This is a genomic window from Paenibacillus sp. SC116 (genome assembly GCF_024733555.1).
GTDB lineage: Bacteria > Bacillota > Bacilli > Paenibacillales > Paenibacillaceae > Paenibacillus_B.
On the sequence record NZ_JANIOF010000002.1, the window covers coordinates 211,410 to 233,991 of the forward strand.

The 22,582-nt window shown below is 45.2% G+C and carries 21 protein-coding genes; 15 read left to right on the top strand and 6 right to left on the bottom strand.

All coding sequences use genetic code 11. The features are described 5' to 3' along the window. The first annotated feature begins 11 nt into the window (after positions 1-11). Together NQ117_RS12745 and NQ117_RS12750 are read left to right on the top strand one after the other, a co-directional pair. Positions 12-455, top strand: coding sequence for a threonine/serine exporter family protein (locus NQ117_RS12745; RefSeq protein WP_258278410.1), 444 nt, complete (start codon positions 12-14; stop codon positions 453-455). A 251-nt stretch (positions 456-706) separates the two neighbouring features. Further along, complete coding sequence (locus NQ117_RS12750; RefSeq protein ID WP_258278701.1) at positions 707-2,005, top strand: amino acid permease; 1,299 nt, start codon at positions 707-709, stop codon at positions 2,003-2,005. A gap of 81 nt (positions 2,006-2,086) precedes the next feature. On the opposite strand, the gene NQ117_RS12755 is transcribed toward NQ117_RS12750, so the two are convergent. The 3 genes from NQ117_RS12755 to NQ117_RS12765 all read right to left on the bottom strand — a co-directional run bounded on the left by NQ117_RS12755 (position 2,087) and on the right by NQ117_RS12765 (position 5,147). Beyond that, positions 2,087-2,854: a YqcI/YcgG family protein gene (locus NQ117_RS12755; protein WP_258278411.1), complete on the bottom strand. Its 768-nt coding sequence runs from the start codon at positions 2,852-2,854 to the stop codon at positions 2,087-2,089. A gap of 97 nt (positions 2,855-2,951) precedes the next feature. Continuing rightward, the gene (locus NQ117_RS12760; protein ID WP_258278412.1) at positions 2,952-3,581 is read right to left on the bottom strand and encodes a LysE family translocator; all 630 of its coding nucleotides are present in this window, start codon (positions 3,579-3,581) and stop codon (positions 2,952-2,954) included. 189 nt (positions 3,582-3,770) lie between these two features. After that, positions 3,771-5,147: a carboxypeptidase-like regulatory domain-containing protein gene (locus NQ117_RS12765; RefSeq protein WP_258278413.1), complete on the bottom strand. Its 1,377-nt coding sequence runs from the start codon at positions 5,145-5,147 to the stop codon at positions 3,771-3,773. A gap of 168 nt (positions 5,148-5,315) precedes the next feature. On the opposite strand from NQ117_RS12765, the gene NQ117_RS12770 reads away from it, so the two are divergent. Further along, the gene (locus NQ117_RS12770) at positions 5,316-6,494 is read left to right on the top strand and encodes a DUF418 domain-containing protein (RefSeq protein WP_258278414.1); all 1,179 of its coding nucleotides are present in this window, start codon (positions 5,316-5,318) and stop codon (positions 6,492-6,494) included. A 209-nt stretch (positions 6,495-6,703) separates the two neighbouring features. Here the strand turns inward: NQ117_RS12770 and NQ117_RS12775 are convergent, their stop codons facing one another. Further along, positions 6,704-7,087: a hypothetical protein gene (locus NQ117_RS12775; protein ID WP_258278415.1), complete on the bottom strand. Its 384-nt coding sequence runs from the start codon at positions 7,085-7,087 to the stop codon at positions 6,704-6,706. Positions 7,088-7,326: 239 nt separating this feature from the next. Beyond that, on the bottom strand, positions 7,327-8,214 hold the full coding sequence (locus NQ117_RS12780) for a lipoate--protein ligase family protein (protein ID WP_375163067.1): 888 nt from the start codon (positions 8,212-8,214) through the stop codon (positions 7,327-7,329). Positions 8,215-8,692: 478 nt separating this feature from the next. On the opposite strand from NQ117_RS12780, the gene NQ117_RS12785 reads away from it, so the two are divergent. From NQ117_RS12785 to NQ117_RS12795, 3 genes are all read left to right on the top strand, one after another. Next, on the top strand, positions 8,693-9,472 hold the full coding sequence (locus tag NQ117_RS12785) for a TerC family protein (RefSeq protein WP_258278416.1): 780 nt from the start codon (positions 8,693-8,695) through the stop codon (positions 9,470-9,472). Positions 9,473-9,712: 240 nt separating this feature from the next. Continuing rightward, entirely contained in the window at positions 9,713-10,021 is a 309-nt protein-coding gene (locus tag NQ117_RS12790; RefSeq protein ID WP_258278417.1) for an antibiotic biosynthesis monooxygenase, read from the top strand. A 102-nt stretch (positions 10,022-10,123) separates the two neighbouring features. After that, positions 10,124-10,843, top strand: a complete 720-nt coding sequence (locus NQ117_RS12795; protein WP_258278418.1) for a 3-ketoacyl-ACP reductase — start codon at positions 10,124-10,126, stop codon at positions 10,841-10,843. A gap of 86 nt (positions 10,844-10,929) precedes the next feature. Here NQ117_RS12795 and NQ117_RS12800 read toward each other — a convergent pair whose 3' ends face one another. Continuing rightward, positions 10,930-11,286, bottom strand: coding sequence for a winged helix-turn-helix transcriptional regulator (locus tag NQ117_RS12800; RefSeq protein WP_258278419.1), 357 nt, complete (start codon positions 11,284-11,286; stop codon positions 10,930-10,932). A 179-nt stretch (positions 11,287-11,465) separates the two neighbouring features. Between NQ117_RS12800 and NQ117_RS12805 the strand changes: the two genes are divergently transcribed. The 9 genes from NQ117_RS12805 to NQ117_RS12845 all read left to right on the top strand — a co-directional run bounded on the left by NQ117_RS12805 (position 11,466) and on the right by NQ117_RS12845 (position 22,467). Continuing rightward, a complete protein-coding gene (locus NQ117_RS12805) occupies positions 11,466-12,065 on the top strand; it encodes a nitroreductase family protein (protein WP_258278420.1) in 600 nt (199 codons plus the stop codon). Between the two features lie 179 nt (positions 12,066-12,244). Beyond that, positions 12,245-13,192, top strand: coding sequence for a 1,4-dihydroxy-2-naphthoate polyprenyltransferase (locus NQ117_RS12810; protein WP_258278421.1), 948 nt, complete (start codon positions 12,245-12,247; stop codon positions 13,190-13,192). 319 nt (positions 13,193-13,511) lie between these two features. Continuing rightward, positions 13,512-14,777 carry a helix-turn-helix domain-containing protein gene (locus NQ117_RS12815; protein ID WP_258278422.1) on the top strand — a complete coding sequence of 422 codons (1,266 nt, stop codon included), beginning with the start codon at positions 13,512-13,514 and terminating at the stop codon, positions 14,775-14,777. A gap of 19 nt (positions 14,778-14,796) precedes the next feature. Further along, the gene (locus tag NQ117_RS12820; protein ID WP_258278423.1) at positions 14,797-14,937 is read left to right on the top strand and encodes a hypothetical protein; all 141 of its coding nucleotides are present in this window, start codon (positions 14,797-14,799) and stop codon (positions 14,935-14,937) included. A gap of 534 nt (positions 14,938-15,471) precedes the next feature. After that, entirely contained in the window at positions 15,472-16,872 is a 1,401-nt protein-coding gene (locus NQ117_RS12825; RefSeq protein ID WP_258278424.1) for a cytochrome ubiquinol oxidase subunit I, read from the top strand. Next, positions 16,862-17,875 (top strand): cytochrome d ubiquinol oxidase subunit II, encoded by a 1,014-nt coding sequence (gene cydB, locus NQ117_RS12830; protein ID WP_258278425.1) that lies wholly within the window; start codon positions 16,862-16,864, stop codon positions 17,873-17,875. The genes NQ117_RS12825 and cydB overlap by 11 nt, the downstream gene beginning before the upstream one ends. Further along, a complete protein-coding gene (gene cydD / locus NQ117_RS12835) occupies positions 17,875-19,626 on the top strand; it encodes a thiol reductant ABC exporter subunit CydD (protein WP_258278426.1) in 1,752 nt (583 codons plus the stop codon). The genes cydB and cydD overlap by 1 nt, the downstream gene beginning before the upstream one ends. Next, positions 19,623-21,539 (top strand): amino acid ABC transporter ATP-binding/permease protein, encoded by a 1,917-nt coding sequence (locus tag NQ117_RS12840; RefSeq protein WP_258278427.1) that lies wholly within the window; start codon positions 19,623-19,625, stop codon positions 21,537-21,539. The genes cydD and NQ117_RS12840 overlap by 4 nt, the downstream gene beginning before the upstream one ends. A gap of 316 nt (positions 21,540-21,855) precedes the next feature. Further along, positions 21,856-22,467 (top strand): alpha/beta hydrolase, encoded by a 612-nt coding sequence (locus NQ117_RS12845; protein ID WP_258278428.1) that lies wholly within the window; start codon positions 21,856-21,858, stop codon positions 22,465-22,467. Positions 22,468-22,582 lie beyond the last annotated feature (115 nt).

Genomic DNA, 22,582 nt, shown 5'->3' on the forward strand with positions numbered 1-22,582 from the left:
GTAGGATTCCCATGCTCATCGAGCATTTAATTACAAGCTTTATCTCTTCAGCTGGCTTTGGCATCATTTTCAACGTACCCCGAAAAACGCTGCTGCAATGTGGCTTTGTCGGTATGGCTGGCTGGTGCGTATATATTACACTGAGTCTCTTCATGGGCATTGATGTGATTCCAGCTACATTAGCGGCGTCGTTCTTAGTTGCTGTCGTTAGTCAGCTGTTTGCTAGAATGTACAAGGTGCCCATCATTGTTTACAGCGTAGCTGGTATCATTCCGCTCGTGCCTGGAGGGATGGCCTACGATGCGATGCGAAAAATGGTGGAAAACAACTATACGCTAGCCATTGAATTGACGATTAAAGCTTTTATGCTGTCAGGTTCGATCGCCATTGGCTTAGTCTTCTCTGAGGTCGTCAATCAAATTATAACGAAATATCAAGCAAGAGCGCGTTATTAAGCTGGATGAGCCAATCGCATGCAAGTGCGAAGGCTGTATCTGGCTTTTTCTCATTCTCCCACTTACATAAAGCTCCTTCCTCAAGACCATAGTAAGATCTATCGGTTATGGAAGGGATAAGCAGAATGGCAAATAAAAAGCATCATAACAATCAACGACAACGCTCATCTCCATCGCAAGCATCTAATCATTCACAACATAGGCAGCATTCTCAATCTGATAAGTCTCAACACCAATCATCGAGCGCTAAAATGCCTTGGTGGCGACTGTCCCTGTTCGGTATCGGTTGTACATTAGGAACTGGCTTCTTTTTAGGTACGAGCATAGCGATTCAAAAAAGCGGTTATGCCATCTTGTTATTGCTGCTTCTTGCCTCAATTGGCACTTACTTTGTTTTTCAGGCACTAGCAAAGTTAACTGCTATGGAGCCTGCCAAAGGCTCTTTCCGTACTTATGCCAAGCTTGCATTCGGGCGCTGGGCTGGCTTTGGCAGCGGCTGGCTGTATTGGTGTTCAGAAATGCTCATTTTGGGCAGCTCTTTGATGGCTCTTGGACTATTTTCACAGCTGTGGTTCCCCAGCATACCACTATGGATGTTTGCTGCTGGCTATGCAGTGCTGGGAATGATCGTCATTTTCTTTGGGATAAAAGTGTTGGAGGCAACCCAAAGCGTCTTAGCTATTATCAAGCTAGCGGCGCTCATTATGTTCATTATGATTGGAGCAGCCGTCGTATTTGGCTTGTTCAAAGGAGCAAGCTCTGCTATTTCTTATGAACAGCTCACACAACGCTTTTTTTCATCCGGCGTGATGGGTATGTGGAAGGCATTTATTTATGCTTTCTATGCTTTTGCAGGCATCGAGGTAATGGGCTTAATGGCAGCTGAGTTAGAGCACCCGAAGGAGGCGTCAAAAGCAGGAGGCGTGATGTTAACTACGACTATTGTGCTTTATCTGGCAGCGATTGCTTTTGTCTTATTGTGGGTACCTTTGGAGCAGCTTCCTGCATCGGAGAGTCCGTTTATTAGCGCCTTGAGACACGGTGGAATGCCCATTATCGTAAATGTTTTTAATGGAGTGCTTATTATTGCAGGCTTCTCGTCCGTTGCCGCATCGCTTTATGCGGTAACCATTGTGTTAGTAACTTTGGCAGAAGACGGTGATGCTCCACGAAGGTTGTCCGATCAAGAAGGGAAACGTGATTTCCCACTTTCCGCGTTATGTGTAACTTGTGCGGGTACCATCGTTTCCATTGTACTGGCTTACTTCATTCCCAAGCGCATTTTCGAGCATATTACGACGGCAGGTGGTCTTGTTTTAATGTACACATGGGCAAGCGTAGTTCTTTCTTATTTGAAGCTTATCACCCTTACTTGGTGGGGAAAAACGCAGGCCATTATTGCTCTGTTGCTCATTGGACTAGCAGTCGTTGGCACGGTGTGGGACAAGTCGAGTAGGCCGGGGCTATTCGTCAGTCTGTTATTCGTTGCGGTTATTGGAGGGGTTACGATTATTATGCAGCAGCGATGGAAAAGGGATGAAGCACATTAACAACATAATGCTCTAGAGATGAGATGCGAACTCATCGTAGAGCACTATGTCATTCAAATGGTTCAATCCGTTCTTGCACGTTTAAGAGCGGATTTTTTTAAATACGTTCTTCATATAGGAAAATGGGCATTTGGAAGGCAGCTCATCTTGGTCTCGTAAAAAGTATTGCTTCCACTCCAAATTGCCCTCTTGTCCGTACCATTGCAACGAAGAGTGAGTAGGGATCTCATCATAATCAGCCAATCGCTTGCGTATGGCTTTTTTTAAGCTATTACCAAGTGGCGTAGAGGCGTTAATGCTCTCAAACACCCAGCGGGGTTGAAAGGCGAGAATGAGGTGGGAGGACCAGCGGCTGCGGCGCAAAACATGAGCGGGTGTGGCGCAGAATGCGAAATAGGGCTCTCCATCAAAACAAAACTCCCAACTTGGTTGAGCAGGGTCTTTTGCAATATGTTCGGGCCAATCTTTTGGATCATGACTGCTGACACGGCTTAACAACGACCAGAATAGTTCTTCATATTGTTCAATCGTGGAACGCCCGACCCAATCTTCAGGGGTATCGAACAGAACGACTAAGGAGGCGTATGGACCTGTTTCGCGTGAGCATTCTCCGTACTGCTGCAATAAAGCGGCCAATTGGGCAGACGCATGCTCGGTTCTTGCATCATCAATGAAGCCGAGTCGCAAGCTGTCTGCTAGAAACCCTAGTCTCGCAGGTACACACGGATATGTGTTCTCCTTGTCAGCGACCATATCCACGAAGTTGCGATAGGCATGCTGCTGCCATTGGGGCAGTTCCAATAGATGAGCCTCGATCCAGCTCTTTGTGAGTAGTGTTGGAACAGACATCGCTCCACCTCCACTTTTTTGCTACATCTTATGGAGTGGAGAGGAACTGGGTGACTGTCCCGAGGAATAGTTAACAAAAAGGAGTTGCGTTTGATGTTTATCCGAATAGGGACATAATTGCTTCTACACCGAAATAAAGTCCAAAGCCGATGAGTGATAGTCCGGACAGTAGGGAAATGATTTGTAATACAAGTGTGTTCCCATATCGATATAACGTGCTGGCGAAACTAGCCATAATGAAATCCCATAAAAGAATACCGATGAAAATGCCGAAGCTATACCATAAAATGTGTCCAACACCTTGTGATTCAACCGTTTTAGCTAGTACAGCACCATAAATGCCGAGCCAGAACAAAATGCTGAGCGGGCTGGAGATCGCCATTAGAAATCCGGATAGAAACGACTTGGAGGCTGGCTCTACGCTGCGGTATTGCAGCGCATGCTGCTGTTGTTTTAACTTAATGAGTGTCTCAATACCGGTATACATAAGGACGAAGAAGCCAAAGGACCACAGAAAAGTTTGCATAAACGGTGTAGTGAGGAAATGGGCAACACCAAAATAAATAAGCAGCATGAATATCAAATCCGCTACCATAGCACCTAGGCCGACAAGCCAAGCGTGCAAGAAGCCGTATTTTGCGCCTCGCTCAAGCTGGGCAGCATTTACGGGGCCAATCGGGGCTGATAGTGAAATGCCGAGAAAGATATAGGTTAAAAATGTATTCACAACGATCACTTCCCATCTCTTACGAATAAGTGGTACAAAGTGTACAAGTCATCGTATGCATAGAATGATGGGGATAGACGTCATTTTGAGAAAAGAAAGGTCTTGATTATCCCTTGTTCGTAAGGAATAGCCAAGACCTTATTTCGTATTATTTAGTATTCGGTAGTAAATAAGATGGAGCCAATGGAATCAGCCCGTCCAAATGGAATAAGCCCAGTGGTAGAGAGAAGTATCATTTGAGTTTAATTCATTCCCGTTATAGTAAATGCCAAGTGGGATAACATCAAAGTAGTGTGTAGATACCGTCACATGTGAGCTGAATTGTCCAGCGGCTGGCTGTACGCCGTTAATCGTAACCGTAAAGCCACCAGAGGGGCCAGTGGTCGTGCTTGCTTGATAGACTTTATTATTGATGACGGTCTTGAAGGCAACTGTGATAGGGGCATTAAAGGCAGGTGCGCCAGAAGCATCGTAAGCGGTGCCTGAAATCGTAATCGTATTTTTAAATCTCCACATTAGCCCATATCCATAGTTAATACGTTGGCCAGCATTGATGTCGGAAATCGTGCTAACGTAAGAAATATTTACGCTCGTAGGTGCTTTGAATTCGGTGATAGCTAAATTGTATGACTTTGTGGCGTCAAAGCCAGATAAGGATTGGACGCGAACATAGTAAGTTCCAGCAGCGAAATTGGCAATGAGCTCTTGGTTTGTATTTTGATTAACCGTTCCTATGGATTGAAGGTTCTGATTGAATATTTGTGCTTGGTAATTCGTATTCGGGGCCGTGTTGTTAAACTTGAGGCGGAATGACTTTTGGGCAGTGACAGTAAGTTTGATCCAGTCCTCGTCAAATAAGTTATCAATCGTCTGATTTACGTTGATACCATTTGTAAGCGGTTTGGCCTTCCAGACGTTATCATCAGGTTCAGCGCTGTCATAGACAGGAGACTCTTGAATCGTAAACAAATAAGGATTGACTGCATCGAAGCCTGCTTGCGCATTGACAGCTACATAATAGATGCCAGCTGGAGCAATACGGCTTAATAACTCGTTCGTATTTGGACCATAAGAGGAGATTTCTTGTTCAACTAAATTGTAAGTAGTTGTATCTAAGCGGAATAAGTGCAGGTTGTAGTCGACAGCTGCATTTTGTACCGTTTGCAAATAGACGGTTAGTTTTCCAGGATTGGTAGTTTGGAAGGTATACCAGCGTTGTCCGTTCGCCTCAGCAATCGTATCTTGATAGACAACGGAAGTAACAACAGGAATCGCATTGTTGGGATTATTGTGTATCGCAGAAGGAGTTGGCTCAGCAGCGGCAAGTGGAGAATCCGTCGTCAGTGTGGATGGAATCGTGTGTGCAGATGATGCTTGTTGAGCGTGGTGCAGTTGAAGTTTGTCCTGCTGAAGATGATCCGGTACAGCATGTTGCTCAGGTGAAGTGGCATTCAAGGTAGCCTGTGGAATACTAGGAGCAGCTGTGATTGGGCCATGAGGCCATAATGCACTTCCTAGTAAAGCGATGGACAGCATGAGTGGACCGAACAACGAACCTTTTCTCATATAATCACCCTTCCTATTAAGTTGGTCACCTTACATCTTCCATATTCCATCTTTTTCTTCTTGTTCGCAATAGCTTAAGTGAAATTTAATAATAGATAGCTTTGTTTTTGTCTTTTTGATGAAATATAGTAGCAGTAAGGTACGCATAACGAGCGAGGAGGAAAAATTTTGTCCGTACAAATACAGCAGAGTCAGCGGATCGATACGATGGATATTATTCGCGGATTTGCGATTATCGGTATTTTTATCGTTAACTTTCCTGAGATGGTTGGCAGCGGTGTGTTATTTTATGATACTGCCTTTGGCTCAGACGCCATTGTAAGATGGTTGTATGACTTATTTATTCAAACGAAATTTTATACGATCTTTGCCTTTTTATTCGGAGCGGGTTTCCATCTCTTTATGAAAAGTGCGGAAAAACGGGGTTTATCTGCGAAGAAACTAATGAGCAGACGCCTATTTCTTCTATTCGTAGTGGGAGTAGCTCACGTTGTGCTGTTTTGGATTGGAGATATCCTAAACACGTATGCCATGGCAGGTTTGCTGCTTCTCCTATTCTATAATCGATCGTCAAAGACACTCATCGTATGGAGCTTGGTTATGTTGAGCATGTTCAACGGTTTACTAGTGTTGACCGCGTTCATGCCTAGTGATCCATCTATAGATGTGAGCATACTCCTGCCGCATGTGCCCAATATGAGTGAGCGAATTGATTTCTTCCTTACACTGGGCTTGCCAAATAGTTTATTGATGTTACTTGATATCGTAAGCTGCGCATTAATAGGGATTTTTGCTGCACGAAATGGCTGGCTCCAGCCTAGTGTGGAACAGAGAAAGAATATACAACGTGTACAGTGGAGTGCGCTCATCCTAACAGGACTGTTGTTTATTCCTATGGTGCAAGCTTTTATTGCTAATCCAACTGCTTATCAACCATCAGATGTAACGCTATATACGCAGCTAACAGGAAAAGCTTTAGCTGTTGTTTATGTGTGTGCAATGTTACGGCTTGTGGCTCGTTATGGGGCGAAACCTTTCCAAGGGTTATCTGCCTTGGGCCGGATGGCGTTCACCAATTACTTGCTGCAAACTATCATTACGATGGGAGTGCTGCACTTCATTTGGAAAGATGCAGGGGAGGCTCCTTTATGGATGGGTGCGATATTCGCTCTTGTTGTGGTGTCGCTGCAAATGATAGTTAGCCGCTGGTGGCTACGCCGCTACAACATGGGTCCCTTGGAATGGCTGTGGCGTGCTGGTACGTACGGCCGCTTTAGTCCCTTGCGTCGTGTATCTCACTTTGGTAAGGAAACGGGGCAGTCGAGTACGGAAAGCAGCTCTTCTTAGCTGTCTAGCAGATTCTTCTTAAATTTAGACAAAGGAAATTGCCATCCGATTTGCGAGTATCACGTAGTTTGTACGGGATATCGTGACGAATGGCTATTTTTATATTTTCATACGTACTAATGGTTGAATGGCGTAGCAGTGAGTTGATTAGTTCGTCGTAGTTGAGTGTGTGAAATTATGATACTGTGTCTTCCAAGGTTGTGTGTATCTTAATTATCAAGGCTGGACAAATGCTCGGTTTTGGCTTGGAGCCTAGTTGTTCTAGCGCTTAACACATCTATAACTTGGTCGGTTTCATTCTGCCGCTCGTTAATTTCAGTCACCTTGGAGTCAATGACTTTCAGGATCGTAAGTACATCCTCTTGCTGTTGATGTTCGATTCGATTGACGCTTTCTTTTATGCCAGCAATATCTGTTTTGATACCTTCTACAGTCGAATGCAGACTTTTTACCTCAGATTTGATTTGCAGCAGAATATCGATGACTTGATTGTTTTCTATGCTTGTTCCTCCTCGAGATTTGATGTTTCGATAATGTTGTAAAAGCTCGTACCGGTCGAAACCAAAAATAGGGTCGGTCTTCCTCAACATCATGCTCAAATCATGAATTGGAGCCGTGACATTAGTTTACTTTGATCTTGGACGATCTTCAACATAAAAGCCGATCATTTTTACATATTGTTTTTATGTTTTTTTTGCTGATCTTGATCACTCTGTTTCTTGCATGTTAGATCACTTCGTTTATTGGAAAATGACCTTTTGAAATTAACCCTCTTAGGAGGTTTATTGTTCGAGCATCATGTTGCTGCTTGAACAGGCTGCAGCCGCAACCGCTACGATTGTATCGCGTAGCGGCTGCGCAGCGTTAGTGCCATCTCCCGAACTTGCGTAGGTTCGGGGAGATGGAACGTGGATGCCGCATCGGCAATAGCCTGCGGCAATTGCCGTTCACGGATGACGCGTTTCACCGCGTCCGTGAACGCTTGCGCGGCATCCGGGCCGAGTCCAGTGAGCTCGGCCAAACTCGCGGTGCTGTCCGCTACCACCAGTGGGTGGTCGGACGGCGCAGCACCGCCGAAGGCGGCTCGGTCGTAGAAGTCGCGCACGAATTGGGCGCGCGACTGCCCCGAGCCGGCGGCGATCACGAAGGCTTGGACGATAAAAGCCTTCGTCTGTCGCCGCTGCGCAATGCCGCAAAATTTCAGCCCGTCGATACTCAAGTCGTAATCGCCCGGGCAGAAAGCTCCTACGATCTCGCCTTTAGTGACTCGCTCGCCCTGTGCTTGCAGCGCAAGCTGGATTAGCTTGTACATCCGCTCAAAGTCGTCGTGAAAATGCCGGTCGCTCAGTTCCGCCTTCGGCAGAATAAGCGATATATTCACGACGCCAAGATCGAGCGGAACCGCTGCTCCGCCAGAATGGCGTACGGCCGTAGACATGCCTTGCGCTTGCAGCCAGCGCTCCGCCTCAGCTGCCTTCGGCAGACGGCTGTCGCGCAAGCCCATAATAAAGGCAGCCGGATGCCGCCACAGATGGCAGATAGGCGGCCCACCCTGCCCAGTATGACGGCATAGCAGCTCGTCCAGTGCAAAGGAGTAGAGCGCATCAGGCTCTTCGATTTCATGTGTACGATCAAGCAGCAACATATTGGAGAATTCACTGCCGAGTTCATTCCATCTATCTAAAGGCTTAGTATTGTTACTATTTATAGTAGTCATCATAAACAGTCCTCGCATTGGGTGACATTAGGAAAAGATTATACCCATCGTAGCATGGCTTGATACAGGTAACAATCCTAAAGTGAGCACAGTTAGTTGAAGTAATTTGAAGTATATGGATTTAATTTAAAGAAAAACAGAGTATTCATTATATTTTATCTAGGAATCAATTGATTTATCATGTTTTCATAGATATACAGCCGTTTTTAGTGTTTTCCATTTTTTAAACACATGATATAATACTCGTAATAGTAAAGGGGAGTAGCTCCGTAATAAAGTCGTCATTACGTGACCTTAGGGTCTCCGGCTTTATTCACAACGTTCGGCGTTGTTGCGAGACCTTTGCCAATCGGTGAAGGCGTTTCCTCTTGGAATACGTACGTGTGCTGCCTTCACCGCCGTTTGAACGGGGTGGAGGTTTTTATATGCCTCCACATTGGTTACATCTAATACATGTATGATTGACAAAGGAGGAGTTACAATGGATGTTGGTTTGTTGTTACAGTACGGCTGGGTATTGCTCGTGCTCATCGCGCTCGAAGGTATTTTAGCAGCGGATAATGCACTCGTTATTTCAATTATGGTTAAACACTTGCCTGAGAAAGAGAGAAAGAAGGCGCTCTTCTACGGCTTGGCTGGAGCATTTGTATTCCGCTTCGGTTCCTTGTTCGTCATTTCCTACTTGGCAAATGTGTGGCAGGTGCAAGCGATAGGTGCAGCGTATCTTCTCTTTATATCGATAAGCTTCATGGTGAAGAGGTACGTGCTCAAGAAAGACAGTCATCAGAAGGAAGTAAAGGAAAAGCAAGAGAACTTCTGGGTTACCGTTTTAAAAGTAGAGCTGGCAGATCTTGCGTTTGCGGTTGATGCAATCTTGGCAGCAGTAGCGCTTGCGATTACATTGCCAACGACGAGCTTGCCTCCTATCGGCGGCATGGATGGCGGACACTTCCTCGTTATTTTGGCAGGTGGTATTATCGGACTCGTCATCATGCGTTTCGCGGCATCTTATTTCACGACATTGCTTCTGAAACGCCCTGGCTTGGAAACAGCTGCCTTCCTTATCGTAGGTTGGGTAGGCGTGAAGTTGACCGTATCTACGCTTTCGCACCCTGATATCGGCGTGTTGGCGAAGACATTCCCGAAAGACCCAGTATGGAAACTTATCTTCTGGGGTGTGATGATTACTATTGCTGTAGCTGGCTGGTTCTTGTCGAAGGAGAAAGTTGACCCTAACAATGAAGCAACAGCACATCATTAATCAATAAAGCGATTTAACAACTAACAATGAGGTCTGTACGTATGTGGTGAGAATCCTGCAGAGGAGATTCACTTGCATACGAGCAGACCTTTATTTATTTTCAATAGGAGGGATTCATTCTACAGTGGTATCCATCTTTATGAAGCGTTTGGTACTGTGGGCATGTTTCTACTATAATAAATGAAGTAAGCTAACGTGCACTTGTTCATGCAAGTATTAGGTTGTATAGGAGGAGAAGCGATGTTTGTCGTAACGAATACTATTCGAATCATGGCGGGACATGGGAAGCAGGTGGCAGAGCGCTTTGCTGCAGCGCGAAGTGTACAGCAGATGCCTGGCTTTATTCGGTTGGAAGTATGGCTTGGCGAAGGTAAGGAAGGGGAAGAAGAGCTCAAAATTTGTACCGTGTGGGAAAATGAAGAGTCTTTCCGCAACTGGACATCGAGTGAGTCTTTCCGTGAATCTCATCGTGGCGGTGGAGAATCGAAGCAGTACATGCTCGGAGCTTCATTGAATAAGTATGAAATGATCGTTTCCAGTCAAGCATAGCACTGTGGTCGCACTTCAAATAGAAGCATTCGTAAAAAGTACTTAATAGAACAACACAGCATCATCGGGCATAAGCATCAGAGTCAGAAGGAGAGAATAATCATGGAATTTAAAAATAAAGTAGCTTTGATTACAGGCGCAGGCAAAGGAATCGGGAAAGCAATTGCTCACGCCCTTGCAAAGGAAGGCACGAACCTTGGACTTATCGCGCGTACAAGCGCGGACTTGGAGAAGCTTCAAGCTGAACTTCAAGAACAGTATGGTATCCGTGTAAACATCGCAACAGCTGACGTTGCGAACCAAGAATCGGTTGATCAGGCGGTTGCTGCGCTCGTAGGTGAGCTAGGCCAAGTGGATATTCTCATTAACAACGCAGGTATCGCGACGTTCGGTACGCTTGTTGATATGGATCCAAAAGAATGGGAGCGTATTATCCAAGTTAACTTGATGGGTACGTACTATGTAACACGTGCGGTACTTCCTCATATGATCAGCCAAAACAGCGGTAACATTATCAATGTTGCTTCTACGGCTGGTGAGCGTGGATTCGCTACAGGTTCTGCCTACAATGCGTCCAAGTTCGCGGTTATGGGTATGACAGAAGCGCTTATGCAAGAAGTACGCAAGTTCAATATTCGCGTGACAGCTCTTACACCAAGCACAGTAAATACAGAGCTAGCTACAAATGCTGGACTTAAAATTGGTGACGAAGATCGCATGATGCAGCCTGAAGATGTGGCTGAGCTTGCACTTGCTACATTGAAGCTTCCTGCGCGTGTATTCATAAAAACGGCAGGTATTTGGACGACAAACCCTCAATAATAGGATCCAGTTATAGGCGTATGCCTGTGGAGAGTAGAAAAAACAGCCTTAATTCGTGATGTAACCGAGCTAAGGCTGTTTTGCATTTATTGGTTCTCATATGTAGATTGTTCTTTGCCTAGCTGTCGTTCGAGATGGGAATTTCCCCATTCATGCATCAGATGAAGAACAGGCTGTAGTGTCATCCCATATTCCGTAATCGAGTATTCCACGCGTGGAGGGACTACTGGGTATACGACGCGCTGGATAATTTCTTGTTCTTCCAGTTCTCTCAGTTGCGTAGTCAATGTTTTCGTAGTAATACCTGTAAGAGTACGTTGGAGATCACTGAAGCGCTTCGTACCACCAAACATCAAGTGCATAATAATGAGGGGTTTCCATTTTCCAATCAAAATATGAAGCGTGTTTTCGACTTTGCATAGATCAGGATTTTTCTTCTCCATGCCTATCCTCCTATGAGTAAGTATCTTTAAAGATACTATATATCTTCAAAGAGCGTAATTTACATTATTTATTATAGAGTTATAATAAAGAAAGTGAAATAAAGCTATATAAAAGTGAGTATATATAAAAAAGATATTTTTGTTTGAAGAGAAACTAAAAAGCAGAGGAGAATGTTAACATGAGCAAAGATCTATTGAAAGCATTGAAGGAAAGACGCAGTATTTATGGAATTAGCAAAGACCATGTTGTATCGGATGCACGTATTGAAGAGTTGGTTGCTGAAGCGGTACAACATACACCTTCCGCATTTAATTCTCAAAGCGCACGTGTTGTTGTATTACTTGGAGAGCAGCATGATAAGCTGTGGAACTTGACAGAGGATGCTCTACGTAAAGTCGTTCCAGCTGAGAACTTTACACCGACAAAAGAAAAAATGGACGCTTTCCGCAGCGGCTATGGTACGGTGCTCTTCTTCGAGGATGAGACGGTTGTTAAAGGGTTGCAAGAACAGTTTGCTCTGTATAGTGACAACTTCCCAATCTGGTCACAGCAATCTAACGGTATGCTTCAGTTGGTTGTATGGACGCTGTTAGATGCAGAAGGCTTCGGAGCAACGTTGCAGCATTACAACCCACTTATAGACGCTGGGATTGCAGAAGAATGGAACATTCCATCCACATGGAAGCTGACAGGACAAATGCCATTTGGTAAGCCAACAGTTACAGCAGGCGAGAAAGCATTTCAGCCGCTAGATAGCCGTCTTAAAGTGTTCAAATAAGGTGCAAATGCTATAGAACGAATATAAACAAAGACACTCGACCCTAAATAGGAGCGAGTGTCTCTTTGTACGTTACAGTATTTTTACGACTTGTGATAAATATCCTAGTCGATACCTCTTCTTTTCTTATACAATCGGTGTATTTATCCGTATGAAGACTATAAAAAAGGGGTAGTAATGTGACGCTTCAAAGTTTTTTACAAGTTGTTGAGATAAGGACCAAGGCAGCGAGCATGATTCCTTTTGCTATTGGGAGCTTGTATGCCTTGTACCGATTTGACCAGTTCGATGTGGGCCACTTTTTACTTATGCTAGCTTCACTGCTTGCCTTTGATATGGCGACAACAGCCATTAATAATTATGGTGACTATAAAAAAGCAGTGAAACGAAACGGCTACGGTTATGAAGTGCATAATGCAATCGTTCAATACAAGCTTAGCGAGCGAAGTGTCCTTTTGCTTATTTTCCTATTGTTATCGATAGCTATGGTGGCAGGCTTTACTTTGTTTCTAAAGACAAACTTGTTAGTTCTACTGCTAGGAGGACTTTCTTTCCTCGTTGGCTTCTGGTATTCACTCGGTCCGATTCCGATTTCTCGAATGCCTTTAGGTGAGCTATTTTCAGGACTGTTCATGGGCTTCGTTATCATCTTCATGTCTGCTTATGTACACGTGGAGCCAGATCAATTGGCGGGCATCATCTGGGAAAATGGACATGTCTATCTAGACGTAAATGTGAAGGAGATTCTGCTTGTATTTCTTGTCTCGATTCCAGCAATTTTAACAATCGGAAACATCATGCTTGCCAATAACATATGCGATAAAGACGAGGATATCGTAAATAAACGCTATACCTTGCCTGTCTATATAGGAAAGAAGTCTGCGCTTGCCTTGTTCCGCAATGCTTATTATTTGTCCTATGTTGATCTAATCGTATTGATTGCAATTGGCATTCATCCACTTCTTATCTTGCCAATCCTTCTGACGATCATTCCGCTTCGCAAACGCATTGCTGTATTTATGCAGGATTGCTCGAAGGAGCGGACATTTGGCTTAGTGGTGAAGAACTTTATTCAATTAAATGCAGCTCGTATTCTTGTATTCACAGTGGCAATTGTATTGCGATAGTACTGTATTCCAGAAGTCGCTTACTTAGGGCTTGACTGGAGATGTGCTGCAACGTCTGAACTCTCGACCAATTGGCGGAATTGTTATTTCCGTACAGTTGGTCTTTTTATTTTTGGAGGAAAACATAGCGGAATTTCGACAATGCCTGCTATAGTTGCGGGAATTGCAAAAACATGGTACTCTAAAAATTAGCAAAAAAAGGATGTATTAGGTATGGTATAACGTTTATCGTTTGCCTACTTTCTTATAGAATCGTGGCATAGGCATAATTGATTACTCAATGTGCGCAATTTGCTAAAGGGAGGTAGAGTGATCCAGTATGGCCGTACTGTCATTAGCTGACTTGATTCAACAATATAGGCTAAAGTCTAACCTAACCCTTTCGGAGCTTGCCAGAAGAGCAAATATTAATAAAGGGACCATATCAAAGATTGAGAATAGAGAAGTGAAAAGGCCGGATTTCAAGACCGTAGCCTTGATTGCATCTCTACTGAACATCCCATTCGACGAGTATGTGGAATGCTATATGGAAGTAGAGCGGCGGGCTGTTGTATTGTGGAGCCTGCTGGAAGAGTCTATAGCAAGTTCACAATCTAACACGATCATTCGTAAAATTGCAACCAAGTTTCTCGAAACGGAACAAGAAGACAGTTATGATTTGGTTGAGCAACTATTTACAACTACCGCTTCTTTACAGGACACCTCGTTAAAGCTTCTCTTGTACAAACTCATCATCAAATACTCACGAAGTCATGGCATAATGGTTTACATCTCTAAAGGACTATACCAACAATATTGTATTGAAAGAAATGATTTCAGCAACCTGCAGGAAACGTATCAATCTGGTAAGTATATTTTGAACTATATTGATCTTCTATCGAAGCGAGAGCGGACAGAAGTGTATTATAAATTGGCTGTGCATGCCTATACACTGCGCTTATATCAGGATAGTGTGGATTTTTGCAAGCTCCTTATTCAAGAGGACGATAGAGAGAACAGATTTTATATGCATGCTATTGGCATTCTTAGATTTTCTTATTTTTATTTGAGTGACTATGAATTGTCGGAGCAGTATCAAGAGCAGTATCAAGCCTATGAGCATTCGCAGGTGGAGGATAACGATAAATTGCTGGATGCAATGCTTCATGCTAAGCGTGGAAATGTGGAGTTGGCAATTACTCAATTCGATCAGTGCCTGCATGCATGCAGTGAAGAATTTAAGATTAACGTTGTAAATGAGTATATTTCCTTGTATATGAGCATTGATGAAGTAGCAGCCGCGGGGCAGCTTCTATCTATGGAAGACGCAATACGTTCCATTACGTATAAGACACCGCTTGAATTTAATGAACTCGCTTTTTTTTATAGACTCAAAGGAGACTATTTTGTAAAAACCAATCAGTTGGAAGATGCGGCTAACAGCTATATGCAAAGTGCTTTGACCTATGCACAGATTAATGATGTTCAAAGTGAGCGGCAATGTATGCGTTCGTTGTTCAAGCTGCTGAGGCGTGACAATCAGTTTAAAGATGTTTCTACCATTATAGAGATAGAACAATTTTATGAGCGGATATGCTCTGTATAAATGAGTGGAGGACTATACTGTGAGAAAACGAGGATTCATACTTGTACTACTAGGTTGTGTTGTATGTTCGGGATTATCTGTATTTCCAGTTAGCGCAGAGGCTGCTGATACATCAGGTGGCGGATTTCCATGGGAAGGTCACAAAGTAAATCAAAATTAAGTTGCCGTGTACGTCTGAACACGTTAGACGAAAAAGGATTGATTGTATCTCGTGTTGGAAACATAGAGTATCATGACCAGAGTCCAATTATAGGGGTAGTGCTGTTTCATGAGAGTGAGGCAGCATGCCTGCTTTTATTTTTGCATCAATTTCTCCTGTAAGTGATGTCCAGGGAGTTAAGAAATACCGGTTTTTGTGATGGCAAGATAAAAAGGAGTTAGAGCGGTTTGTGACAGTATTCGTACAAGTTGGTTTTCTAAAGTGAATGTTTTCACAAAAATTAAGACGTTGTGTTGTAGCGAAATTGTGACAGGTAAGCAATGTTTACATTTTGATCAAACTATTCGTTTGTTTTTGTGATAAATATCACATTGATGCTTTTATTTTTCTGACAAAATGTGAAATAAGTCACGTTCCTCTCTTGTAGAGGTAGATAGAAAGCTAATCTTTTAACTATGTACTGTAGTGGGGTAAACAGCAAAAAAAGTTTAAGTTGAAATCGATATTTCGAATAGAAAGGTGGAGTCAATAGCCATGGATGTGGTTATGTTATCGCGAATCCAGTTTGCATCGACGACGATTTTTCATTACTTCTTCGTTCCGGTGTCAATTGGTCTAGCACTACTCGTTGCGATTATGGAGACGATGTATGTCGTCAAAGGAGACGAGAAGTACAAGCGGATGACGAAGTTCTGGGGCAAGCTGTTCCTGATTAACTTTGCTGTCGGCGTTGTTACCGGTATTATTCAAGAATTCCAGTTCGGTATGAACTGGTCGGATTATTCACGATTTGTCGGTGATGTGTTCGGTCCTGCGTTAGCGGTAGAAGCACTGCTTGCGTTTTTCTTGGAATCTACCTTTATTGGTCTTTGGATATTTGGTTGGGATCGTTTATCGAAGAAGCTGCATTTGGCCTGTATTTGGATTGTTTCGATCGGTACAATGATGTCTGGCTTCTGGATATTGGTAGCGAATTCGTTCATGCAACAACCGGTAGGGTTTGAGATCGTCAATGGGCGAGCTGAGATGAATGACTTTGGCGCATTGCTCTCCAATGGTCAATTGTGGGTAGAATACCCGCATACGATTCTCGCAGCGTTTGGAACAGGTGCGTTCTTAGTAGCCGGTATAAGTGCTTATAAAATATTGAAGCAGCAGGACGGAGAGTTTTTCAAAAAATCGTTCCATGTAGCTATTATTGTAGCTCTTATTTCCTCGATTTTGGTCGCGGTATACGGGCATAAGCAAGCACAGTATTTGATGCATACACAGCCGATGAAGATGGCTGCGAGTGAAGCGTTATGGGATCGCAGTGAAGACCCTGCGCCATGGACGTTATTTGCTACGATTGATCCAGAGAAGAAAGAGAATGGAACGGAAATTAAAATTCCATATTTACTTAGTTACTTAACTTACAGCAAGTTCTCTGGCGATGTAAAAGGGATGAATGAGCTGCAAGCCGAGTACGAGCAGAAGTATGGCCCAGGGGATTATATTCCGCCTGTGCGCACGACCTTCTGGAGCTTCCGCATCATGGTATTGGCGGGCTGTATTATGATCGTACTTGCCATGTATGGCTTGTACTTGTCTGCTCGCAACAAGCTATCTCATAAGAACAAATGGTTTAATCGCTTTATGGTAGCTGCTATTTCCATGCCTTTCATTGGGAATACGGCGGGTTGGATTATGACAGAGATTGGTCGACAGCCGTGGACGGTATTTGGCTTTATGAAAACGGAGGATAGTGTTTCTCCTAATGTTACAGCGAATGAAGTGTTGTTCTCGCTCATCGCGTTTACCGCTATCTATGGTGTTCTCGCTTATATACTCGTTCGTCTGTTCTTGAAAGTGATTAAAAAAGGCCCATCTATTATCGATAAAGTCGAAGTTAAAACGAATGACCCGTTCGATAGGGAGGTGCACCATGGCGTATAGTGAACTATGGTTTGTTCTAGTCGGGGTGTTGTTTGTCGGGTTCTTCTTCTTAGAAGGATTTGATTTTGGCGTAGGAATGGCAACAAAGTTCCTAGCCCGTACAGATACGGAGCGCCGTATCCTTATTAACTCGATCGGTCCGTTCTGGGATGCAAATGAAGTATGGTTGCTGACAGCTGGGGGAGCGATGTTCGCGGCATTCCCGCATTGGTATGCGACTATGTTCAGTGGATTTTATATCCCGTTTGTTTTCTTGCTGCTGGCATTGATCGGTCGCGGCGTAGCCTTTGAATTCAGAGGCAAGGGTGATACAGAGCGTTGGAAGAAGAATTGGGATATCGTTATCTTCCTTGGCAGCAGCCTGCCGCCGTTCTTGTTCGGCGTTGTATTTGCAAGCTTCTTACAAGGACTACCTATCGATCAGCACATGGAGATGAACGCAACTATTTTCCAAGTTGTGAACGTGTATACGGTGCTAGGCGGTATTGTTGTTACAATGCTATGTTACGTACACGGTTTAATGTTTACGACGCTTCGGACAGTAGGAAGCTTGCAAGAGCGAGCGCGTGCTATGGGTAAAATGCTGCTGCTTCCACTAGCGGCTCTGCTAGTCGTGTTCGGGATTATGACGTACACGATGACGACTGCATTTGAATCACGCGCTGTGGTTATGGCTGTTCTCGCTGTTTTAGGCGTTGTTGCTTATATACTGGCTGGCTACTTTATGAGCAAGAAGCGTGATGGATGGGCATTCGGGATGACAGGGGCAATTATTGCGCTAGCGGTTTCCTCCGTGTTTGTATCGATGTTCCCGAACGTTTTAATCAGTTCTATTGATAGTGCGTACAATATGAGCGTTTATGCTGCGGCATCTGGTGACTATTCACTTCGCATTATGACCATTGTGGCGGCCACGCTGCTGCCATTCATTTTGGCTTATCAAGCATGGAGCTATTTCGTCTTTCATAAACGCGTTACAGAGAAGGAGCATCTAGAATACTAATGGATAAACACACACTTGGATTTAAAGGTAGCAAGATGGTTGTAGCAGTGATTGTGCTGCTGACCTTCATTCACAGTGTGTCCATCCTATATATTGCAATAGGGCTGGCAGAGACGATCTCCTCCCTATTTGCAGGCCAAGCGCTGCAGGAACAAGTCGACTCTATCGCCAAGTTCCTGCTCGCTTTCTTTATCCGGCAATTGACAGCGTTTCTTATGCAGAAGATCGCTTATCGATATGCGGAGACGGCAGGGCGTGAGCTGCGTAAGCAGCTGGTTAGCAAGCTGTTTCAGTTCGGGCCGCGTCTTGTCCAATCCGAAGGGACGGGCAACGTCGTAACGCTCGTACTGGACGGAATCGCTCAGTTCCGTACGTACGTGGAACTTATTATCCCACGTATGATAGGGACTGCGATTACACCGATTATCGTCCTGGGTTATGTATGTTGGCTGGACCCTGTGGCCGCCATTATTTTGGCGGTGACGATGCCGATTTTGATTATATTTATGATTCTGCTTGGACTTGCGACGAAGACGCATATGGGGCGTCAGTGGAAGTCCTATCGACTGCTGTCTAATCATTTTGTGGATTCGCTGCGCGGTTTGGAAACATTGAAAGTGCTTGGTCAGAGTAAAGCGCACAGCGACACGATTGAACGTGTGAGTGATTCTTATCGCTCAGCGACGATTAAGACGCTGCGCATGGCGTTCTTGTCCTCGTTTGCACTAGATTTCTTTACGACGCTATCAGTCGCAATGGTGGCGGTAAATCTAGGGTTGCGCCTTATTGAAGGCGATATGGTGTTGTACCCATCGCTATTAATATTGATTTTGGCACCGGAATATTTCTTGCCGATTCGTATGGTAGGTGCAGATTATCATGCGACATTAAAGGGCAAAGAAGCAGGCAAAGCCATCCGTGCCGTTATTGAAAAGGGCGAAGCAGAAGCAGTGAAACTTGCTTCCTCTGTACACGCGGCTGAGCAAGCAAAGTGGACGTGGACGGAGGAAAGTACGTTAACGCTGAAAGATGTGGGCTTAAAGCACGAAGCGGAAGGTCCGGCATCGCTCGATGATATTCATCTGACGGTGCAAGGGATGAAAAAGATCGGTGTTATTGGTACAAGTGGAGCGGGCAAATCGACGCTTATCGATATACTTGGAGGGTTCCTTGCCCCATCATCTGGTGATGTACAGCTTAATGGAGAGCCCATTGAAGGCTTGATGGAAGAAGGCTGGCGACAACAGCTGACGTATATTCCGCAGCAGCCGTATTTATACAATAGCTCCTTGGCTGACAATGTTCGCTTCTATACACCGGACGCTTCGGAGGAAGATGTGAAGCAAGCGATCGCAGCCGCTGGACTTGAGCGAGTTGTGGCGCGTCTGCCTCAAGGAATGGACGAAGTGATTGGTAATGGTGGACGTTCCTTGAGTGGTGGACAAGAGCAGCGTATAGCCCTAGCTCGTGCATTTTTAAGCCAGCGTCCTATTATACTGCTGGATGAGCCTACAGCGCATTTGGATATTGAGACGGAGTACGAGTTGAAAGAGACGATGCTTCCGTTATTTGAGAACAAGCTGGTTCTGATGGCCACTCACCGCTTGCACTGGATGACAGAGATGGATTGGGTAATTGTGCTTGAGCATGGCCGCATAGCGGAAACTGGCACGCATGAAGAGCTGTTAGAGCGCAAGGGGCTCTATTACGAGATGATGCGCATGCAAATGGAAGGGGTGGGCGAAGGATGAAGCGTGAAGATTGGATACGACCGTATTTCTCGACACATACGTGGCGCTTTGCTTTCATCGTCTTTCTCGGTCTATTGACAGCGTTATGTGCTTCAGCGCTCATGTTTACATCAGGCTATTTAATTTCAAAGTCATCGCTTCGTCCGGAAAATATTTTAATGGTGTACGTTCCCGTTGTTCTGGTCCGTACGTTTGGTATTAGTCGCTCCGTTGTGCATTATGTAGAGCGTTTGGTCGGTCATGATACGATCCTGCGCATCTTATCTCATATGCGTGTTCGCTTGTATCGACTGTTGGAACCACAAGCGTTGTTCATTCGCTCTCGTTTTCGTACGGGTGACATTCTCGGCATGTTGGCAGATGATATAGAGTATTTGCAAAATATTTTTATGCGGACCATTTTCCCGAGCATCGTAGCACTAGCAGCCTATATGGTCGTTATTGCTGCACTCGGCTGGTTTGATCCTGCGTTTGCGTTGTTGATGGCTTTCTATATCGCACTGCTTATATTCGTACTACCAGCGTTATCGCTGTACGTGAACAAGGCACGCAACCGCCAGCTGAAACAGAAGCGCAATCAGTTGTACCAGAAGCTAACGGATGCCGTGCTTGGTATGGGCGATTGGGTCATTAGCGGACGGCAAGAGACGTTCGTTAACGACTATGAAAAGGAAGAGGCAGAAGTAGCGAAGTTGGAGCGTTCTTTGAGCAATTGGTCGAAGTGGCGTACTTTTGCAGCACAGGGTGTCGTTGGCGCAGTTGTGATCTCGATGATTTATTGGGCAGCGCAGATGTTTGCTGCACAAGCGATTAATGCTACGCTAATTGCGGCATTTGTGCTCGTCGTCTTCCCGATGATGGAGGCGTTCCTGCCAGTGTCGGATGCAATTGATAAACTGCCGCAGTATACAGATTCCTTGGATCGGATGGCGAAGGTGGATCAAGGCGACGGGGAGAGCAACAGAGAGGGCGAGAGAAATAGAGACCTTCCTTTGCAACAGCAGCAGGTTGAAGGAACGAGCATAGAAGTAGACAAGAGAAGTGCTTCTACAAAGGAGCATCAAGTTATCGATAGAGCAGTTAAAGATAGCATCGGCAGCGGCAGTGACTGTGGTAGTCACCCCCTCATAACGGAAAACCTTGTGCAATCGGCTCGCCAATCGGCGCATATTCGTATTATGCAGGCAAGCTACCGTTATGAGCAGGATGGAGAAATGGCCGTGGAGGAGCTAACGCTTGATATTCCACAGGGCAAGAAGATAGCGGTTATCGGTCGCAGCGGCGCAGGCAAGTCCACACTGCTGAAGCTGATTCAAGGCGCGCTCGCCCCTACATCGGGCGTGGTCACCATCAATGGTACGTCGGCACATGCTTACGCCGGCGCAGATCGTATCGCAGCCGTAGTATCGGTGCTCAATCAGAGCCCGCACTTATTCGATACGACGGTTGCGAACAACATTCGCCTTGGACGCCGTGACGCGTCTGAGGAAGAGCTTCGCCAAGCCGCCCGCCAAGCGCGGCTGGATGGCTTAATTGAATCGCTGCCCGAAGGGTACCTCACGCCTATGCATGAGGCGGGGCAGCGATTCTCCGGCGGAGAGCGCCAGCGAGTTGCGCTAGCGCGCACCCTGCTGCAGCAGACGCCGGTCGTGCTTCTCGACGAGCCAACGGTAGGTCTCGACCCGCGCACGGAGCGGGAACTGCTGGCGACGATGTTCGACGCTATGGCGGATAAGTCGCTCATCTGGATTACTCATCACCTCGTAGGTGTGGAGCAGATGGATGAAGTCATCTTCATGGAAGAAGGCCGCATCATTATGCGCGGCACCCATGAAGAATTAATGAAGCAGGAGGCTCGCTATCGCCGCCTGTATCAACTTGACCGACCGCTTGTTATGAAGGCGGTCGAATAATGGAAATCGAACACAGAGAATGATTCGACGGTGTAAGGTTGGTAAAACATACGCAGCACAGTGGCTGTCCAATTAGGGGCAGCAGCTGTGCTGTTTTTTTGTTGCCAGATGTAGGTGATACGAGCGATTTTGCTGAATCATGGTGTATGGCCATAGGTTTGACAGATAAGGATGGAAGCGGTATGATACATCTACATTAAGTATCTTGAATTCGAGATATAAATCATTACATGGAATATAAAGTAGTTGAGGATCGAATGGCTAGTCTCACCTCATAATAGGAGAACATGTAACGAATCGTTAAGGAGGATGTGTCATGAAGCATTTATTTATAGAAGGAACGGATCCTAATGCTCCTGTATTGCTGCTTTTGCACGGGACAGGCGGTACGGAGCAAGATTTGCTGCCATTAGCAGAAGTGTTATCGCCGAAGTCTGCGGTACTTAGTGTTCGTGGTAACGTGTTGGAGAATGGGATGCCTCGTTTCTTCCGCCGCTTAGCTGAAGGGGTATTTGATGAGGAGGATCTTCTTTTCCGCACACAAGAATTGAAAGATTTTATCGATTCAGCAGCAGATCAATACGGCTTTAACCGTGATCGCGTTGTGGCAGTAGGTTATTCGAATGGAGCCAACATTGCTGGAAGCTTGCTCTTCCATCATCCAAATGCGTTGAACGGTGCGGTTCTTTATCATCCGATGGTGCCTAGACGTGGTGTAGCCTTGCCTGACCTAAACGGTTTGCCTGTATTTATAGGAGCTGGCTCCAATGACCGGATGTGTACACCTGCTGAGACAGAAGATCTGTCTGCTTTGTTGCAAGATGCGGGTGCTGCGGTTCAATTGTTCTGGGATCACCTTGGGCATCAACTCACATCAAATGAAGTGAGGGCTTCAACAGCTTGGTTCGCGAAGCATTATACTGCTTAATTCGAACTCGTGCCGCGATGTTCCGTAACAACGAGTTGCGAGTAAGTTTTCGTTCATGGAAATGGTAGAGTGCAGATGTCGTCACGGACTTTATATACATGAACAAAGAACAGGC

Bases quoted from the DNA above. Each gene is read 5' to 3' on its own strand.
- NQ117_RS12745 (WP_258278410.1), top strand. From the start codon at position 12: ATGCTCATCGAGCATTTAATTACAAGCTTTATCTCTTCAGCTGGCTTT.
- NQ117_RS12750 (WP_258278701.1), top strand. From the start codon at position 707: ATGCCTTGGTGGCGACTGTCCCTGTTCGGTATCGGTTGTACATTAGGA.
- NQ117_RS12755 (WP_258278411.1), bottom strand. From the start codon at position 2,854: ATGTCTGTTCCAACACTACTCACAAAGAGCTGGATCGAGGCTCATCTA.
- NQ117_RS12765 (WP_258278413.1), bottom strand. From the start codon at position 5,147: ATGAGAAAAGGTTCGTTGTTCGGTCCACTCATGCTGTCCATCGCTTTA.
- NQ117_RS12775 (WP_258278415.1), bottom strand. From the start codon at position 7,087: ATGATGTTGAGGAAGACCGACCCTATTTTTGGTTTCGACCGGTACGAG.
- NQ117_RS12780 (WP_375163067.1), bottom strand. From the start codon at position 8,214: ATGATGACTACTATAAATAGTAACAATACTAAGCCTTTAGATAGATGG.
- NQ117_RS12785 (WP_258278416.1), top strand. From the start codon at position 8,693: ATGGATGTTGGTTTGTTGTTACAGTACGGCTGGGTATTGCTCGTGCTC.
- NQ117_RS12790 (WP_258278417.1), top strand. From the start codon at position 9,713: ATGTTTGTCGTAACGAATACTATTCGAATCATGGCGGGACATGGGAAG.
- NQ117_RS12795 (WP_258278418.1), top strand. From the start codon at position 10,124: ATGGAATTTAAAAATAAAGTAGCTTTGATTACAGGCGCAGGCAAAGGA.
- NQ117_RS12800 (WP_258278419.1), bottom strand. From the start codon at position 11,286: ATGGAGAAGAAAAATCCTGATCTATGCAAAGTCGAAAACACGCTTCAT.
- NQ117_RS12805 (WP_258278420.1), top strand. From the start codon at position 11,466: ATGAGCAAAGATCTATTGAAAGCATTGAAGGAAAGACGCAGTATTTAT.
- NQ117_RS12815 (WP_258278422.1), top strand. From the start codon at position 13,512: ATGGCCGTACTGTCATTAGCTGACTTGATTCAACAATATAGGCTAAAG.
- NQ117_RS12825 (WP_258278424.1), top strand. From the start codon at position 15,472: ATGGATGTGGTTATGTTATCGCGAATCCAGTTTGCATCGACGACGATT.
- cydB (WP_258278425.1), top strand. From the start codon at position 16,862: ATGGCGTATAGTGAACTATGGTTTGTTCTAGTCGGGGTGTTGTTTGTC.
- cydD (WP_258278426.1), top strand. From the start codon at position 17,875: ATGGATAAACACACACTTGGATTTAAAGGTAGCAAGATGGTTGTAGCA.
- NQ117_RS12840 (WP_258278427.1), top strand. From the start codon at position 19,623: ATGAAGCGTGAAGATTGGATACGACCGTATTTCTCGACACATACGTGG.
- NQ117_RS12845 (WP_258278428.1), top strand. From the start codon at position 21,856: ATGAAGCATTTATTTATAGAAGGAACGGATCCTAATGCTCCTGTATTG.